Below are 15,702 nucleotides of genomic sequence, written 5' to 3'. Positions count from 1 at the left end.
CGGCCATCGGCCAGCACTGGATGTACCAGGGCAAGCACGTCCTGATCATCTTCGACGACCTGACCAAGCAGGCCGAGGCGTACCGCGCCATCTCGCTGCTGCTGCGCCGCCCGCCGGGCCGCGAGGCCTACCCGGGCGACGTCTTCTACTTGCACTCGCGCCTGCTCGAGCGCTGCGCGAAGCTGTCCGACGACATGGGCGGCGGCTCGATGACCGGTCTGCCGATCATCGAGACCAAGGCCAACGACGTGTCGGCGTACATCCCGACCAACGTCATCTCGATCACCGACGGCCAGTGCTTCCTGGAGTCGGACCTGTTCAACGCCGGTGTCCGCCCGGCCGTCAACGTCGGTATCTCGGTCTCCCGCGTCGGTGGCGCGGCGCAGATCAAGGCCATGAAGACGGTGTCCGGCTCCCTGCGCCTCGACCTCTCGCAGTACCGCGAGCTGGAGGCGTTCTCCGCGTTCGCCTCCGACCTGGACGCGGCCTCCCGCGCCCAGCTGGAGCGCGGCGCGCGCCTGGTCGAGCTGCTCAAGCAGGGCCAGTACTCGCCGGTGCCGGTCGAGGAGCAGGTCGTGTCCATCTACCTGGGCACGAAGGGCCACCTCGACTCCGTCCCGGTGGGCGACGTCCGCCGCTTCGAGGGCGAGTTCCTGGAGCACGTCCGCCGCAACCACGACGTGATCCTCTCCAGCATCCGCGAGTCCAAGACGTTGTCCGAGGACACCGAAAAGGGCATCGTGGACGCTGTCAACGCGTTCAAGCAGCAGTTCACCGCCTCGAACGGCGCCCCGGTGGTCAACGAGGCCCCGGCTGAGGCGATGGACGCCGACAAGGTCGGGCACGAGTCGGTCAAGGTGAACCGACCCGCCCCGGCCGAGAAGTGACGTAGGCATGGCGGCACAGATTCGAGAGCTGCGCCAGCGGATCCGCACGGTCAACTCGACCAAGAAGATCACCAAGGCGTACGAGCTGATCGCCACCTCGCGCCTGGCCAAGGCCCAGGCGCGGGTGGCGGCGTCGCGGCCGTACGCGGAGGAGATCACCGGCGTGCTGTCCGCGCTGGCCACCGCGTCGGCCAACCTCGACCACCCGCTGCTGACCGAGCGCAAGGCCCCGAAGCGGGCCGGCGTCCTGGTCGTGACCAGCGACAAGGGCATGTGCGGCGGCTACAACGCCAACGTGCTCAAGGCGGCCGAGGAGCTGTTCGCGCTGCTGCGGTCCGAGGGCAAGGAGCCGGTGCTCTACGTCATCGGGCGCAAGGGCGTGGGCTACTACCGGTTCCGCCGGCGGGAGATCGCCGACGAGTGGACCGGGTTCTCGCAGCTCCCGCACTACGTGAACGCCTCCGAGGCGGGCGACGTGCTGGTCAAGGCGTTCGTCGCGGGCAGTGACGACGACGGCGACACGCCCGGCCCGGACGGCGTGCTCGGCGTGGACGAGCTGCACGTCGTCTACACCGAGTTCAAGTCGATGCTGAGCCAGCAGCCGGTCGCCAAGCGCATCGCGCCGATGGAGGTCGAGTACGACCCCACCCCCGCGAAGCTGCAGTCGGTGTACTCGTTCGAGCCGAACGCGGAGACGCTGCTCGGCGCGCTGCTCCCCAAGTACGTGAAGACCCGGCTGTTCTCGGCACTGCTCGACGCGGCGGCGTCCGAGTCGGCGGCCCGGCGGACCGCGATGAAGGCGGCGACGGACAACGCCACCGAGCTGGTGCGCAACCTGAGCCGCCAGGCCAACGCGGCCCGCCAGGCCCAGATCACCCAGGAGATCAGCGAGATCGTCGGTGGCGCCTCCGCGCTTACCGGTGGCGCAGGAAGTGATGAGTGACATGAGTGCTACTGCCACCACCACCCGCACCGGCCGTGTGGTCCGGGTGATCGGTGCCGTCGTCGACGTGGAGTTCCCGCGCGACGCGGTGCCGGAGCTGTTCAACGCCCTGCACGTGGAGATCACCTACGAAGCCGTGGCCAAGACGCTGACCCTGGAGGTCGCCCAGCACCTGGGCGACAACCTGGTCCGCTGCATCTCGATGCAGCCCACCGACGGCCTGGTCCGCGGCGCGACCGTGACCGACACCGGCAAGGCCATCAGGGTGCCGGTCGGCGACGTCGTCAAGGGCCACGTGTTCAACGCGCTGGGCGACTGCCTCGACCAGCCGGGCCTGGGTCGCGACGGCGAGCAGTGGGAGATCCACCGCAAGGCGCCGTCCTTCGACCAGCTCGAGGGCAAGACCGAGATCCTGGAGACGGGCATCAAGGTCATCGACCTGCTGACCCCGTACGTCAAGGGCGGCAAGATCGGCCTGTTCGGCGGCGCGGGCGTGGGCAAGACGGTGCTCATCCAGGAGATGATCACCCGTATCGCCCGCGAGTTCTCCGGCACGTCGGTGTTCGCCGGCGTCGGCGAGCGCACCCGTGAGGGCACCGACCTCCTCCTGGAGATGGAGGAGATGGAGGTCCTCGGGGACACCGCGCTGGTGTTCGGTCAGATGGACGAGCCGCCGGGCACGCGTATGCGCGTGGCCCTGTCGGCGCTGACCATGGCCGAGTACTTCCGCGACGTCCAGAACCAGGACGTGCTGCTGTTCATCGACAACATCTTCCGGTTCACCCAGGCCGGTTCCGAGGTGTCGACCCTGCTGGGCCGCATGCCTTCGGCCGTGGGTTACCAGCCGACGCTGGCCGACGAGATGGGTGAGCTGCAGGAGCGCATCACCTCGACCCGCGGCAAGTCGATCACCTCGCTGCAGGCCATCTACGTGCCCGCGGACGACTACACCGACCCCGCCCCGGCGACCACCTTCGCCCACCTGGACGCGACGACGGAGCTTTCCCGTCCGATCTCCCAGAAGGGCATCTACCCGGCGGTGGACCCGCTGTCGTCCTCGTCCCGGATCCTCGAGCCGTCGATCGTCGGCGAGGAGCACTACCGGGTCGCGCAGGAGGTCAAGCGGATCCTGCAGAAGTACAAGGAACTGCAGGACATCATCGCCATCCTCGGCATGGACGAGCTGTCCGAAGAGGACAAGGTCCTCGTCGGCCGCGCCCGTCGCCTGGAGCGCTTCCTGGGCCAGAACTTCTTCGTCGCGGAGAAGTTCACCTCCCAGCCGGGCTCCTTCGTGCCGATCAAGGAGACCGTCGAGGCCTTCGACCGCGTCTGCAAGGGCGAGTTCGACCACTACCCGGAGCAGGCCTTCTTCTCCTGCGGTGGCTTGAACGACGTCGAGGAGAACGCGAAGAAGCTGGCCGGCAAGTAAGTCCGGCTGTTCGTTCGGAGAGGCCCGTCCCGTTGTGGGGCGGGCCTCTCCGCCTTGTCGGGTGGTTCGTAAGATCTTCACCATGAATTCGCACGTCCTCGTGCCCTACGACGAAACCCTGCTGCGACGGACCGTCGAGTACATCCTCCAGCCGCACGTGAAGCGGTTCCGGCCGGTGGGGATCGCGCTGGTGGTGCTGGGCGTGCTGATGGCGGCGCTGGACGTGTCGCGGTACGTGCTGTGGGCGCCCATGGTCGTGGCCGGGGTGTTCTGCGCGTTCGTGGTCAAGCCGATGATGGTCGGCTCGACCATCAAGCAGCAGTGGTCCGGGATCAAGGCCGACTTCCGGTTGGACGCGGACGAGGAGTGGGTGTCGTTCTCCTACCCGGCCTTCCAGTCGCGCATCCGGTGGGAGGCGATGGAGAAGGTCGTGGAGACGCCCGACGCGTGGATGCTGATGCTCGGCAAGATCCAGGCGACGGCCGTGCCCAAGAGCGCGATGAACCCTGAGCAGTTGGCCGAGTTCACGGCCCTGCTGGCGCGTAGGAAGCCTCCGGTGGCCGCTTAGGAGCGCCGCTCAGGAGCGCCAGCCCATCGCGCGGGAGATGGCGCGGCCACAAGCCCGTACGGCCGGGAGAACGGTGTCCGTGCGGGTCTCCACGGGGACCACGACTGAGACCGCGGCCACCACGTCGCCGGAGGAGTTCCGGACCGGGGCCGCGACCGAGTACGTGATGGGCTCGATCTGGCGGTCGGAGATGGCGTAGCCGTCGCGGCGGACGGTGGCCAGTGCCGAGCGCAGGGCCTTCGGCGTGCTGATGGTGTGCGTGGTGAACCGCTTCAGCGGCGCGGCCAGGGCTTCCTCCTGGACCTCGTGCGGGGCGAAGGCCAGCAGGACCAGGCCGACGCCGGTGGCGTGCAGCGGCATCCGCGAGCCCATGCGGGTCAGGATGCTCACGGCGTCCACAGCGGACAGCCGTTCCACGTAGACGACCTCCAGTCCGTCCCGCACGGCCAGTTGCACGTTGTGCCGGGTGACCTCGAACAGGTCCTCCAGGTACGGCAGCGCGCGCTCCCGCAGGTCCAGCGCACCCGGGGACAGGGCACCCAGCTCGTACAGCCGCAGCCCGATCCAGAAGCGACCATCGGCGTCCCGTTCCAGCGCCCGGTGCGCGAGCAGGTCCTTGACCAGGCGGTGGGTCGTGCTCAGCGGCAGGCCGGAGTGGCGGCTCAGCTCGGACAGCGTCGCGCAGGGCCGGTCGGCGGTGAACACGGCCAGCAGCGTGAACGCCCGGCCGAGGAGGGAGACGGGAACCGACACGATCCCAGTCTTCCACTCACCGGAAACGGACCTGGGCCGTGTTCGGTGACAGACCTCACGCTGTCGCCCACGAGTTCGGGCCGCCGGGGTCCACTCGGGACACGCGGAGGTGTCATGTCTGCTGGGCGCTGGGTGCTCCCGCTGAGCTGGTCGGCGGTGCTGCTGGACGGGTTCGACCTGGTCGTGCTGGGCACGGTGCTGCCGGTGCTGCTGCAGGACGGGGTGTGGGGGTTGACCCCGGGCAGCGCGAGCGTGGTCTCGACGGTCGGGCTCGTCGGGATGATGGTGGGCGCGCTGGCCATCGGGACGGTCACGGACGTGATCGGCCGCCGCAAGGCGCTCATCCTGGCCGTGGCGAGCTTCTCGCTGTGCACGCTGCTGTGCGCGTTCGCGCCCTCGGCGTTCGTGTTCGGGTTGTTGCGGTTCCTGGCCGGGCTGGGGCTCGGCGGGTGCCTGCCGACCGCGATCGCCCTGGTCGACGAGTTCGCGCCGGCCGACCGGCGGGGCCGGGCCACGACGTGGATCATGACCGGCTACCACGTGGGCGCGGTGGCGACGGCGCTGCTGGGCATCGTGGTCATCCCGGGGTGGGGGTGGCGGGCGCTGTTCGTGATCGGCGCGGCGCCCGCGCTGGTGCTGGTGCCGCTGATGGTCCGCCGCCTGCCCGAGTCGCGGGTGTTCGTGGCCGTGCGGGCCGCGGACTCGCGGGTGGACCGGGGCGCGTCGGTGAAGGACGTGGTCGGGTCGCTGTTCCGGGGCGGGTTGGCGCGGTCCACGGTGGCGTTCTGGGTGGCGTCCTTCATGGGGCTGCTGCTGGTGTACGGGCTGAACACGTGGCTGCCGCAGATCATGCGCGCGGCCGGCTACCCGCTGGGCACGGCGCTGGGGCTGTTGTTGACGTTGAACGTGGGCGCGGTCGTCGGGCTGGTGGTGGCGGGGTCGGTCGCGGACCGGATCGGGGTGCGGCCGGCGGTCCTGGTGTGGTTCGGGGCGTCCGCGGTGGCGCTGGCGCTGCTGAGCGTGAAGCTGCCCGGCGTGGGCGTGTACGCGGTGGTGCTGGTGGCGGGGTGCTTCGTGTTCAGCGCTCAGGTGCTGGTGTACGCGTACGTGGGCCGGACGTACTCGGACGCGAACCGGGCCACCGGTCTGGGGTGGACGGCCGGCGTTGGTCGGATCGGGGCCATCTGCGGTCCACTGGTGGGTGGCGCGATGCTCACTGCCGGTGTCGCCCACCCGTGGGGTTTCTACGTGTTCGCCTTGGTCGCGGCCCTGGGCGCAATCGCGGTGACCGCCGTCGGGGTGACCGCCAGGCGGGTGGTACCACACGCAGAGCAGCGCTGAGGGTGGCTGGGGCGGCGGGCCGTTCGGGCGACCGTTTAGACTGCACACGACTCCAGTGCCAGACAAGGGAGATGCCCGTGGCCGAGATGACCGTCCAGTTGGTCGCCGTGGAACGCCGCCTGTGGTCCGGGACGGCCACCTCGGTGGTCGCGCAGACGACCGAGGGCGAGATCGGCATCCTGCCCGGCCACGAGCCCGTGCTGGGCCAGCTGGTCGAGGGCGGCGTGGTGCGGATCCGGACCGTCGAGGGCGAACTGGTGACCGCGGCCGTGCACGGCGGCTTCCTGTCCGTGACCGGCGCCGGCGTGAGCATCCTCGCCGAGGCCGCCGAGCTGGCCCACGAGATCGACGTGGAAGAGGCCCGGTCGGCGCTCGGGAACGCGGACGAGGTGGAGCGGGCCAGGGCACTCGCGCGGCTGCGCGCCGCGGGTCACTCGGCCTGACGCGGACGAGCGGACGAGCGCCGTGGGGATCGCCGAAGTCGTCGGGGTGGTCCTGTTCGTCGCGGTGGTGGTCCTCGCGTACCTCGCGTGGCGCCGCGTCCGCCTGCTGCGCGCCGGTGGCGTGCACGTGGCCCTGAGGACCCGTCTGGACGGCGGGGGCCGGGGCTGGCACCTGGGTGTGGGGCACTACCGGGGCGACGAGTTCGTGTGGTCCCGTGCGCTGAGCCTGCGCACGGGTCCGGACCGGGTCATCTACCGGGCCGGGTTCGAGATCGACGACCGACGTGAACCGACCGCGTCCGAGGCATATGCGATGCCTCAGGGCGCGGTCGTGTTGCGTTGCAGCGGGGCGAAGGGCGAGGCGGTGGAGATCGCCATGGGGCCGGACGCCCTCACGGGTTTCCTGTCGTGGCTGGAGTCCGCCCCTCCCGGCCGCTCCATCCCCTGGGCCTCCTGAGAGCGTCTGGAGGCCCAGGGGGAAGCGCGCTACGCGTTGCCGCCGGGCTGCCAGAGGACGTCGCCGTCCGGGTTGGCGACCCGGGCCAGGATGAACAGCAGGTCGGACAGCCGGTTCAGGTACTTGGCCGCCAGGACGTTCGTCACCTCCGGCTCGACCTCGATCAGCGCCCAAGTCGACCGTTCCGCCCGCCGCGCGATGGTCCGCGCCTGGTGCAGCAGCGCCGCCCCCGGAGTGCCGCCGTTCAGGATGAACGACTCCAGCTTGCCCACCCGGCTGTTGTACTCGTCACACCAGCCCTCCAGTCGGTCCACATAAGCCTGGGTGATCCGCAACGGCGGGTACTTCGGGTTCTCGACGATCGGGGTGCACAGGTCCGCGCCCACGTCGAACAGGTCGTTCTGGACCTTCCGCACCACCCCCGCGACGTCCTCCGCGAGGGAGCCCAGGGCCAGGGCCACGCCCAAAGCCGCGTTGGTCTCGTCGCAGTCCGCGTACGCGGTGATGCGGGGCGAGGTCTTCGGCACCCGGGAGAAGTCGCCGAGGCCCGTGGTGCCGTCGTCGCCCACGCGGGTGTAGATCCTGGTGAGGTGAACCGCCATGCCCTGCACTGTAAGGGGCTCCGGGCACTGGCTTGATTCAGTGCATCCGTACGATTGCGGCGCAACGACAACCGGATGAGGAGTTTCCTTGGTGAGCGAACACTTCCGGGTCCAGGGCGGTGCGCGGCTGGTCGGCGAGGTCGACGTCGTCGGTGCCAAGAACAGCGTGCTGAAGCTGATGGCGGCGGCGCTGCTGGCCGAGGGCACGACCACCATCACCAACTGCCCCGAGATCCTGGACGTGCCGCTGATGGCCGACGTCCTGCGCAGCCTCGGCTGCGAGGTGACGCTGTCCGGCGACGTCGCCACCATCACCACGCCCAAGGAGCTCAACCACCGGGCCGACTCCGAGGCGATGGGCAAGCTCCGCGCCTCCGTGTGCGTGCTCGGGCCGCTGGTCGGCCGGTGCAAGCGCGCGGTGGTCGCGCTGCCCGGTGGGGACGCGATCGGGTCGCGGCCGCTGGACATGCACCAGAGCGGGCTGCGCAAGCTCGGGGCGCACAGCGAGATCGAGCACGGGTGCGTGGTCGCCGAGGCCGAGGGCCTGCACGGGGCGCAGATCTGGCTGGACTTCCCCAGCGTCGGCGCCACCGAGAACATCCTGATGGCGGCGGTGCTGGCGAACGGCACCACGGTCATCGACAACGCGGCCCGCGAGCCGGAGATCGTCGACATCTGCGTGATGCTCCAGCAGATGGGCGCCAAGATCGAGGGCGCCGGGACCTCGACGCTGACCGTGCACGGCGTGGAGTCGCTCCAGCCGACCGAGCACCGCGTCATCGGTGACCGGATCGTCGGCGCGACCTGGGCGTTCGCCGCCGCGATGACCCGGGGTGACATCACCGTGCGCGGCGTGAACCCGCACCACCTGGACCTGGTGCTGGAGAAGCTGCGGATGGCGGGCGCGGAGGTCACCACGTTCGACTCCGACGGGTTCCGCGTGGTGCAGCAGGACCGGCCGCAGTCGGTGGACTTCGTGACGCTGCCCTACCCCGGGTTCGCGACCGACCTCCAGCCGTTCGCGATCGCGCTGTCGTCGGTGTCCGAGGGCACGTCGATGATCACCGAGAACCTGTTCGAGGCCCGGTTCCGGTTCATCGAGGAGATGGTTCGGCTCGGGGCCGACGCGCGCACGGACGGCCACCACGCGGTCGTGCGCGGGGTGGAGAAGCTGTCCAGCGCGCCGGTGTGGGCCTCCGACATCCGCGCGGGCGCGGGGCTGGTGCTGGCCGGGCTGTGCGCGGACGGCGTGACCGAGGTGTACGAGATCTTCCACATCGAGCGCGGCTACCCCGGCTTCGTGGAGAACCTGCGCAAGCTCGGCGCGACCGTGGAGCGGGTCACGGCCTGACCGTCACCGCCAGGCGCTGGGCCATGTTGTTGGCCATGCCCTGGCGGTTCCACGGCTGCTCGACGGGCTGGGTGCGGCCCTCGGCGTCGGTGGCGCGGACGCTCAGCTCGTGCTCGCCCGGGGTCGCCTCCCACAGGTGCTCGAACCGCCGCCACGCGTAGGGGTCGGTGGGCGGGTCCAGCTTCGCCTCGTGCCACACGCCGTCGATGCCGACCTCGACGCGGGCGACGGGCGCGAACCCGCACCACGCGCGGCCGTGCAGCCGGACCGGACCGGTCTCGACGAACCGGCGGCGGGTCATGAAGTCGGGGAAGCCCGGCGGGGCGAGCAGGGCCTTGGGCAGGATGCGGGTCACCGGCACGCCGTCCTCGTCGGCGTCCTGCTTGACCCGGTACGCCACGGCCTGCTGGAAGCCCTGGAACGGGGTGTTCAGCGCGGTCACCGAGCACAGCCACTTCACGTGGGCCATGCCGTACCAGCCGGGGACCAGCAGCCGCACGGGGAAGCCGTGCTGGGGCAGCAGCGGGCGGCCGTTCATCGCGTAGACCAGCAGGACGTCCTCGCGCAGCGCCTCCGCGACCGGCAGCGCCCGCTGGTAGTCCTGCTCGACGCCCCGGTCCAGGCCGTGGTCCGCGCCGGTGAACACGACGTCCACGGTGTCCGGGGGCAGGTCGGCGAGCAGCGGCGCGAGGGGTGTCCCGGTCCACTCTGCGCAGCCGACCGCCTCGTCCAGCCACGGCTGGCTCACCGGGCGCGGGAACAGTTTCGCCCGGCCGTTGCCGGCGCACTCCAGGGTTACTCGGGCGGTCACGGCGGGCAGCGCTTTCAGGTCGTCGAGCGAGTACTGCCGGCCCAGGACGTCCAAGCGCCACGTGTCCGCGTCGACGAACGGGATGTCGTAGTGGATCAGCAGGTAGTGCAAGCCCTCCGGGGTCACGTCGTAGCGCAGCGCTTCCAGGGGCAGCCCGTGGTTGCGGGCGGCGAGCCGGAGTTCGTCGAGCGAGATGTCCTCGTCGACGCCTGCGACGCGGGACAGGCCGATCGTCATGGCGACCCCTTCAGCAGCAGCTTGGCGTCGGGCACGTCGGCGGGGAAGACCAGCAGGCGGTGTCCGGCGTTCCGGAGCACCACGGTCACCCTGATCCCCGCGCCGCGCAACCGGTTGGCCAGCACCTCGGCCGCCTCGGCGGTCGGCAGGACCGCCACCTCCACCAGGAGCCCGAAGTCGTCGCCGGTGTGGTCGGGCACGCCGCGCCGGTCGTTCCCGAACGCCCACCGCAGCAGCAGGGCGAGCGCCGCGAAGACCACGAGCAGCAACAACGTCTGGGTGAGCGCGGTCACGGTGCCCATGGTCCTCCGTGCTCGATTCAGTGGGCAACGCCACGCGCGGCGGGGGTTACTCGTCAGTACGCTACGGAGAACAACGTCGTAGGAGGTTGCCGTGCCGTATCCGGCCGACCGTGAGCGCGACCGCCCGTGGGTGATGCGGACTTACGCGGGGCACTCCAGCGCGACCGCGTCCAACGCGCTCTACCGCCGCAACCTGGCCAAGGGGCAGACCGGTCTGTCCGTGGCCTTCGACCTGCCCACCCAGACCGGTTACGACCCCGACGACGAACTCGCCAAGGGCGAGGTCGGCAAGGTCGGCGTGCCGATCAGCCACATCGGGGACATGCGGGCGCTGTTCGACCAGATCCCGCTGGGCGAGGCCAACACCTCGATGACCATCAACGCGACCGCCATGTGGCTGCTCGCGCTGTACGTCAGCGTCGCCGAGGAGCAGGGCGCGGACCGCGCGGCCCTGGCCGGCACGACGCAGAACGACATCATCAAGGAGTACCTGTCCCGCGGCACGTACGTGTTCCCGCCCGGGCCGAGCCTGCGGCTGATCACCGACATGGTCGCGTGGACCGTGGCGAACGTGCCGAAGTGGAACCCGATCAACATCTGCTCGTACCACCTCCAAGAGGTCGGCGCGACGCCGGCGCAGGAGATCGCGTACTCGATGTCGACCGCGATCGCCGTGCTGGACTCGGTGTTCGACTCCGGCCAGGTGCCCGAGGAGCGGCGCGGCGAGGTCGTCGCGCGCATCTCGTTCTTCGTGAACGCCGGTGTGCGGTTCATCGAGGAGATGGCCAAGATGCGGGCGTTCGTCCAGCTGTGGGACGAGATCACCCGCGACCGGTACGGCATCGAGAACCCCAAGCACCGCCGGTTCCGCTACGGCGTGCAGGTCAACTCGCTGGGGCTGACCGAGGCGCAGCCGGAGAACAACGTCCAGCGGATCGTGCTGGAGATGCTCGCGGTGACCCTGTCCCGCGACGCCCGCGCCCGCGCGATCCAGTTGCCCGCGTGGAACGAGGCCCTGGGCCTGCCGCGGCCGTGGGACCAGCAGTGGGCGCTGCGCATGCAGCAGGTGCTGGCGTACGAGACGGACCTGCTGGAGTACGAGGACATCTTCGCCGGGTCGCACGTGATCGAGGCCAAGGTGGCGGAGATCGTGGCCGGGGCGCGCGAGGAGATCGACCGCGTCCAGGCGATGGGCGGTGCCGTCGCGGCCGTCGAGTCCGGGTACATGAAGTCGCAGCTGGTGTCGTCGCTGGCCGAGCGGCGGCGGCGGATCGAGGCGGGCGAGGACGTCGTGGTGGGCGTGAACAAGTTCGCCACCACCGAGCCGTCCCCGTTGCAGGCCGAGGGCGCGCAGGCGATCGAGACCATCGACCCGATCGTCGAGCAGCACGCCGTGGAGGCGGTGCGCGCCTGGCGCGCTTCTCGGGACAACGCCCTGGTCGTGTCCACTTTGGACGCCCTGCGGGCGGCGGCGAAGACGGACCGGAACCTGGTCGAGGCCACCATCGCGTGCGCCAAGGCCGGGGTGACGACGGGCGAGTGGGCGTCCGCGCTGCGCGAGACGTTCGGCGAATACCGTGCTCCCACCGGGGTTTCGGCCGCTTCGGCTTCTGGCGAGGCCGGTGCGGAGATCGCCCGCGTGCGCGATCGGGTGCGGGCGACCGGTGAGGAACTGGGCGAGCGGCTGCGCATCCTCGTCGGGAAGCCTGGTTTGGACGGGCACTCGAACGGTGCCGAGCAGGTGGCCGTGCGGGCGCGTGACGTCGGTTTCGAGGTGGTCTACCAGGGCATCCGCCTGACCCCGGCGCAGATCGTGGCCGCCGCGGTGCAGGAGGACGTGCACGTGGTGGGCCTGTCGATCCTGTCGGGTTCGCACCTGGAGGTCGTGCCCGCGGTGGTCGACGGCCTGCGCGCGGCCGGGGCGGGTGACGTGCCGGTGATCGTGGGCGGCATCGTGCCACCGGACGACGCGGCGAAGCTCATCGACCGCGGCATCGCGCGGGTGTTCACGCCCAAGGACTACGAGCTGACCCAGATCATGGACGAGATCGTCTCGGTCGTCCGCAAGGCCCGCGGCCTGTAGTTTCGGCCGGAGTTCGAGCGTTCACCGCGACTTGCGCGGACGACTCGGCGGGCGGTTCCCCCCGGGAGCCGCCCGCCGAGGGTCACCGGCCGGTGATGTCCTTCGTGGACACGATCTCGGCGAAACCGCCGCCGCGCAGGTTGGTCGCGGTCGTCTCGTAGAGCTGTTCCGCGGTCAGGTCTTCGAGGTCGAACGTGAAGGTCGCGTCCAGGACCAGCTTCACCCGGTAGCCCAGGTTGCCGCCGACCCGGGCGGTGGTCTCGACGCACATGTTGGTCTGGATGCCGGCCAGCACGATGTCGGTGATGCCCCGGTTGGTCAGCCACGCGTGCAGGTCGACCTCGCCGTGGAACGCCGAGTTGACCTTCTTGCCGAACACCAGGTCCGGCTGGGCGCGGTCGAGTTCGGGCTTGAAGCGGTTGCCGGGCGAGTCGGGGTGCAGGGTCGAGCCGGGCTTGGTGGAGTCGTGCCGCACGAGGACCAGCGGGCCGTCCCAGGCGTCCAGCAGGGCGGCGATGTTGGCCTCGGCGTCCGGGTTGTTGCGGCGGCCCCACGCCGGGTCGTCGAAGCCCTGCTGCACGTCCACGATGATGAGCGCGGTGTTCGTCATGGCCCTCAGTGTTCGCCGCCGGCGGGATGAGATACGAGCGGCAGAACTGGCGCGATCCGGTACTTTCCTGCCATGCGCACGGTGGGAGTGCTGGTGCTGCCGGGCAGCCGGTCGTTCGACGTCTCGGTGGTCGGCGAGGTGTGGGGCGTGGACCGGTCCGACGCCGGGATCGGGCCGTTCGAGCTGCGCCTGTGCGCGCCGGGGCGCAAGCCCACCGCACTGCACCCGGTGGGCCACGTCCGGGCCACGCACGGGCTGTCCGGGCTCGCGGACTGCGACCTGGTCGTGGTGCCGGGGCGGGTGGACCCGTTCGCGGAGGTGCCTCGGTCGGTTGTCAAAGCGCTGGGGGCGTTCGACGGCGCGGTCGCCGCGCTGTGCTCGGGAGCGTTCACCCTGGCCGCCGCGGGCCTGCTGGACGGTCGCGAGGCGACCACCCACTGGCGCCTGCTCGACGCCCTCGAAACCGCCGCGCCGCACGCCACCGTCCTGCGGGACGTCCTGTTCACCGACGAAGGCCGCGTGCTCACCTCCGCCGGCGTCGTCGGCGGGCTGGACCTGTGCCTGCACCTGGTCCGCCGGGCGCACGGCGCGGACGTCGCCGCCGCCCTCGCCCGCCGCCTCGTCATGCCCCCGACCCGCGAGGGCGGGCAACGCCAGTACGTCGACCCGCCCCTGCCGCACCAGCCGGACCGCGCCGGCATCGCGTCCACGGTGGACTGGGCGGTGGACCGGCTCACCGAACACATCGGCGTCGCCGACCTCGCCGACCACGCGGGCCTGAGCGAACGCACGTTCCACCGCGTGTTCCTCGCCGCCACCGGCAGCACGCCCGGCCGGTGGCTCCAGAAGCAGCGGGTCCTGCTCGCCCAACGCCTCCTGGAGACCACGGACCTGCCGGTGGACCGCGTCGCCGAACGGTCCGGGCTGGGCACGGCCGCGAACCTGCGGCGGCGGCTGCGCGCCGAACTCGGGGTCGCGCCCGACGCCTACCGCCGCACGTTCCGCGTCCCTACCGCGTCGTGACCGCCACGACCCCGCCCTGCCCGTCCACCAGCAGCCGGTTGCCCAGCGGTTTGGCCAGCTTCACCGGGTAGGGGTCGAGCTTCAGCGCGAGCGTGCGCGGGCAGTCGCCGACCTCGCCGATGGTCCGCACGGTCACCGTCACCGACGTCTCCGACTCGCTCACCACGGGCTCGTTGCGCGCGGGCTCGTCGCCGGGGCACGGGTCGGGCGGCGCGGGCATCGACACGGTCAGGTCCGTGCCGTCGCCGCTCGCGTTGGCCGTCACGGCCGGCTGCACCTCGCCCAGCCGCCAGAACAGGTCCGGCGACAGCGCGGGCGTGGCCACGACGCTGCCCGCCTCGGTGGTGAACCGCCACGCGGGCAACGGCCACCGGCCCCGGTCCGTGGTGAACTCCGCCGTGCCGAACTCGGCGCTCACCAGCCGCACGGGCGCGTTCTGCTGCCCCTTGCCGCGCGGCGGCGCGGCGACCGCCTGCAACGCGTCGGCGGCCGGCAGGAACGCGAGTCGGGTCGGCCCGTCGGGCAGGGTGACGGTGGCGGGCTCCGGCGTGGCGGGCGGCGTGCCGACGAACTCGAAGCCGCTCTCGGACGCGCCCAGCTTCTCCTCGCCGGACCGGTACCCGTCCACGACCTCCACCCGCGACCCGAGCAGCACGATCGGCCGGGGCTTCGCGGTGACCGGGAAGTCGACCGGCGCGGCGCCGGTGGGCAACTGGGCGGGGGAGGCCGCGTCGTGACCGGCGGCGCACCCGGTCAGGACCGCGGCCAGCGCGAGCACGGGCAGTCGTCTCATGACTGCAGGACGGAGCGCCGCGCGCAGGTGGTTGCACGGCGGACTACGGTCGGAACATGGCCGAGTACCAGCACATTCGCGTCGAAGAGGCGGACCGCGTCGTCCGGATCACGATGGACCGCGCGAGCAAGCGCAACTCGCTGTCCCACGACCACCTCGCCGAACTGCTGGCGGCGTTCCGCGCGGTCGCCGGCACCGACGCCGTGGGCGTGGTGCTGGCCGCCGAAGGCCCGGTGTTCTCGGCGGGCCACGACTTCGCCGACGTGGCGTCCCGCGACCTGGAGGGCGTGCGCGAGCTGCTGACCCTGTGCACGGACCTGATGACGACGATCGAATCGATCCCGCAGGTGGTGATCGCCCGCGTGCACGGCCTGGCGACGGCGGCCGGCTGCCAGCTGGTGGCGTCCTGCGACCTCGCGGTGGCCGCCGAGGAGGCCGGGTTCGCGCTGCCCGGCGGCAAGGGCGGCTGGTTCTGCCACACGCCCGCCGTGCCGGTGGCCCGTGCGATCGGCCGCAAGCGCCTGATGGAGATGGCGCTGACCGGTGACGTGGTCGACGCCCGGACCGCCTCGGAGTGGGGCCTGGTCAACCGGGTGGTCCCGGCGGCGGAGCTGGACGAGGCGGTGGACGACCTGATGCGGCGGGCCACGCGGGGCAGTCGGGCGAGCAAGGCGTTGGGCAAGCAGACCATCTACGCCCAGCTCGACCGGCCGGAGGCCGACGCCTACGCGATCGCCCTGGAGGTGATGGCGGCGGCGTCCCAGACCCCGGCGGCCAAGGAGGGCATGTCGTCGTTCCTGGAGAAGCGCCCGGCGAACTGGACGGACTGACTCACTTCCGCCACAGCGTGACCCGGAGGTCGACGCTGGGGCTCCCCGACGACGTCTGCGGCCGCAGCCCGATGGCCTCCACCAGAGCCACGGCCTGTTCGTCGGTGAGCACGCACAACTTGGTGCCCGCCACGATCCTGGACGCCGTGCCGACCGGTTCCTCGCTGCTCACCGGCCGGGTGTTGGCGGCTTCGAGGCACGCCTCGGGCGTGGGCGTGCCGTCCGCGAAGCCCACCTTC

At 71.2% G+C, this 15,702-nt stretch carries 17 protein-coding genes and 1 pseudogene; 11 read left to right on the top strand and 7 right to left on the bottom strand.

Annotated features, from left to right (window positions below; genetic code table 11):
• The 4 genes and pseudogenes from RIN75_RS22480 to RIN75_RS22465 form a co-directional block, all read left to right on the top strand.
• Positions 1–887, top strand: a pseudogene (locus RIN75_RS22480) (F0F1 ATP synthase subunit alpha); the annotation flags it as partial.
• A 7-nt stretch (positions 888–894) separates the two neighbouring features.
• On the top strand, positions 895–1,830 hold the full coding sequence (locus RIN75_RS22475) for a F0F1 ATP synthase subunit gamma (protein WP_309113966.1): 936 nt from the start codon (positions 895–897) through the stop codon (positions 1,828–1,830).
• Entirely contained in the window at positions 1,823–3,259 is a 1,437-nt protein-coding gene (gene atpD, locus RIN75_RS22470) for a F0F1 ATP synthase subunit beta (protein WP_309113965.1), read from the top strand. The genes RIN75_RS22475 and atpD overlap by 8 nt, the downstream gene beginning before the upstream one ends.
• A gap of 82 nt (positions 3,260–3,341) precedes the next feature.
• Positions 3,342–3,827, top strand: coding sequence for a YcxB family protein (locus RIN75_RS22465; protein ID WP_309113964.1), 486 nt, complete (start codon positions 3,342–3,344; stop codon positions 3,825–3,827).
• Between the two features lie 9 nt (positions 3,828–3,836).
• Here RIN75_RS22465 and RIN75_RS22460 read toward each other — a convergent pair whose 3' ends face one another.
• Positions 3,837–4,580, bottom strand: coding sequence for an IclR family transcriptional regulator (locus RIN75_RS22460; RefSeq protein ID WP_309113963.1), 744 nt, complete (start codon positions 4,578–4,580; stop codon positions 3,837–3,839).
• A 114-nt stretch (positions 4,581–4,694) separates the two neighbouring features.
• Between RIN75_RS22460 and RIN75_RS22455 the strand changes: the two genes are divergently transcribed.
• From RIN75_RS22455 to RIN75_RS22445, 3 genes are all read left to right on the top strand, one after another.
• The gene (locus tag RIN75_RS22455) at positions 4,695–5,921 is read left to right on the top strand and encodes an aromatic acid/H+ symport family MFS transporter (RefSeq protein WP_309113962.1); all 1,227 of its coding nucleotides are present in this window, start codon (positions 4,695–4,697) and stop codon (positions 5,919–5,921) included.
• A gap of 77 nt (positions 5,922–5,998) precedes the next feature.
• Entirely contained in the window at positions 5,999–6,364 is a 366-nt protein-coding gene (locus RIN75_RS22450) for a F0F1 ATP synthase subunit epsilon (RefSeq protein WP_309113961.1), read from the top strand.
• Between the two features lie 22 nt (positions 6,365–6,386).
• Entirely contained in the window at positions 6,387–6,821 is a 435-nt protein-coding gene (locus RIN75_RS22445; RefSeq protein ID WP_309113960.1) for a DUF2550 domain-containing protein, read from the top strand.
• A 29-nt stretch (positions 6,822–6,850) separates the two neighbouring features.
• Here the strand turns inward: RIN75_RS22445 and RIN75_RS22440 are convergent, their stop codons facing one another.
• Positions 6,851–7,423, bottom strand: a complete 573-nt coding sequence (locus RIN75_RS22440) for a cob(I)yrinic acid a,c-diamide adenosyltransferase (RefSeq protein ID WP_309113959.1) — start codon at positions 7,421–7,423, stop codon at positions 6,851–6,853.
• A gap of 91 nt (positions 7,424–7,514) precedes the next feature.
• Here RIN75_RS22440 and murA point away from each other — a divergent pair, with 91 nt between their 5' ends.
• Positions 7,515–8,774: a UDP-N-acetylglucosamine 1-carboxyvinyltransferase gene (gene murA, locus RIN75_RS22435; RefSeq protein WP_309113958.1), complete on the top strand. Its 1,260-nt coding sequence runs from the start codon at positions 7,515–7,517 to the stop codon at positions 8,772–8,774.
• Here murA and RIN75_RS22430 read toward each other — a convergent pair.
• Together RIN75_RS22430 and RIN75_RS22425 are read right to left on the bottom strand one after the other, a co-directional pair.
• A complete protein-coding gene (locus RIN75_RS22430) occupies positions 8,764–9,822 on the bottom strand; it encodes a molybdopterin-dependent oxidoreductase (protein WP_309113957.1) in 1,059 nt (352 codons plus the stop codon). The two genes, murA and RIN75_RS22430, sit on opposite strands and share 11 nt — an antisense overlap.
• Positions 9,819–10,124: a hypothetical protein gene (locus tag RIN75_RS22425; protein WP_309113956.1), complete on the bottom strand. Its 306-nt coding sequence runs from the start codon at positions 10,122–10,124 to the stop codon at positions 9,819–9,821. Before RIN75_RS22425 ends, RIN75_RS22430 begins: the two co-directional genes overlap by 4 nt.
• A 91-nt stretch (positions 10,125–10,215) precedes the next feature.
• Between RIN75_RS22425 and RIN75_RS22420 the strand changes: the two genes are divergently transcribed.
• A complete protein-coding gene (locus RIN75_RS22420; RefSeq protein WP_309113955.1) occupies positions 10,216–12,207 on the top strand; it encodes a protein meaA in 1,992 nt (663 codons plus the stop codon).
• Between the two features lie 82 nt (positions 12,208–12,289).
• Here RIN75_RS22420 and RIN75_RS22415 read toward each other — a convergent pair whose 3' ends face one another.
• The gene (locus RIN75_RS22415; RefSeq protein ID WP_309113954.1) at positions 12,290–12,817 is read right to left on the bottom strand and encodes a cysteine hydrolase family protein; all 528 of its coding nucleotides are present in this window, start codon (positions 12,815–12,817) and stop codon (positions 12,290–12,292) included.
• Positions 12,818–12,889: 72 nt separating this feature from the next.
• On the opposite strand from RIN75_RS22415, the gene RIN75_RS22410 reads away from it, so the two are divergent.
• Entirely contained in the window at positions 12,890–13,840 is a 951-nt protein-coding gene (locus RIN75_RS22410; RefSeq protein WP_309113953.1) for a helix-turn-helix domain-containing protein, read from the top strand.
• Here the strand turns inward: RIN75_RS22410 and RIN75_RS22405 are convergent.
• A complete protein-coding gene (locus RIN75_RS22405) occupies positions 13,827–14,633 on the bottom strand; it encodes a hypothetical protein (protein WP_309113952.1) in 807 nt (268 codons plus the stop codon). The two genes, RIN75_RS22410 and RIN75_RS22405, sit on opposite strands and share 14 nt — an antisense overlap.
• 56 nt (positions 14,634–14,689) lie before the next feature.
• Here RIN75_RS22405 and RIN75_RS22400 point away from each other — a divergent pair, with 56 nt between their 5' ends.
• Positions 14,690–15,463 (top strand): enoyl-CoA hydratase-related protein, encoded by a 774-nt coding sequence (locus RIN75_RS22400; protein WP_309113951.1) that lies wholly within the window; start codon positions 14,690–14,692, stop codon positions 15,461–15,463.
• 1 nt (position 15,464) lies between these two features.
• On the opposite strand, the gene RIN75_RS22395 is transcribed toward RIN75_RS22400, so the two are convergent.
• Complete coding sequence (locus tag RIN75_RS22395; protein WP_309113950.1) at positions 15,465–15,698, bottom strand: hypothetical protein; 234 nt, start codon at positions 15,696–15,698, stop codon at positions 15,465–15,467.
• Between the last annotated feature and the right edge of the window lie 4 nt (positions 15,699–15,702).

This window comes from Saccharothrix sp. (genome assembly GCF_031180885.1).
Classification (GTDB): Bacteria; Actinomycetota; Actinomycetes; order Mycobacteriales; family Pseudonocardiaceae; genus Actinosynnema.
This window is presented reverse-complemented; position numbering and strand designations above follow the sequence as displayed.

Coding starts and splice junctions, on each gene's coding strand:
- RIN75_RS22475 (WP_309113966.1), top strand. CDS start 895: ATGGCGGCACAGATTCGAGAGCTGCGCCAGCGGATCCGCACGGTCAAC.
- atpD (WP_309113965.1), top strand. CDS start 1,823: ATGAGTGACATGAGTGCTACTGCCACCACCACCCGCACCGGCCGTGTG.
- RIN75_RS22465 (WP_309113964.1), top strand. CDS start 3,342: ATGAATTCGCACGTCCTCGTGCCCTACGACGAAACCCTGCTGCGACGG.
- RIN75_RS22455 (WP_309113962.1), top strand. CDS start 4,695: ATGTCTGCTGGGCGCTGGGTGCTCCCGCTGAGCTGGTCGGCGGTGCTG.
- RIN75_RS22440 (WP_309113959.1), bottom strand. CDS start 7,423: ATGGCGGTTCACCTCACCAGGATCTACACCCGCGTGGGCGACGACGGC.
- RIN75_RS22430 (WP_309113957.1), bottom strand. CDS start 9,822: ATGACGATCGGCCTGTCCCGCGTCGCAGGCGTCGACGAGGACATCTCG.
- RIN75_RS22425 (WP_309113956.1), bottom strand. CDS start 10,124: ATGGGCACCGTGACCGCGCTCACCCAGACGTTGTTGCTGCTCGTGGTC.
- RIN75_RS22415 (WP_309113954.1), bottom strand. CDS start 12,817: ATGACGAACACCGCGCTCATCATCGTGGACGTGCAGCAGGGCTTCGAC.
- RIN75_RS22410 (WP_309113953.1), top strand. CDS start 12,890: ATGCGCACGGTGGGAGTGCTGGTGCTGCCGGGCAGCCGGTCGTTCGAC.
- RIN75_RS22405 (WP_309113952.1), bottom strand. CDS start 14,633: ATGAGACGACTGCCCGTGCTCGCGCTGGCCGCGGTCCTGACCGGGTGC.
- RIN75_RS22400 (WP_309113951.1), top strand. CDS start 14,690: ATGGCCGAGTACCAGCACATTCGCGTCGAAGAGGCGGACCGCGTCGTC.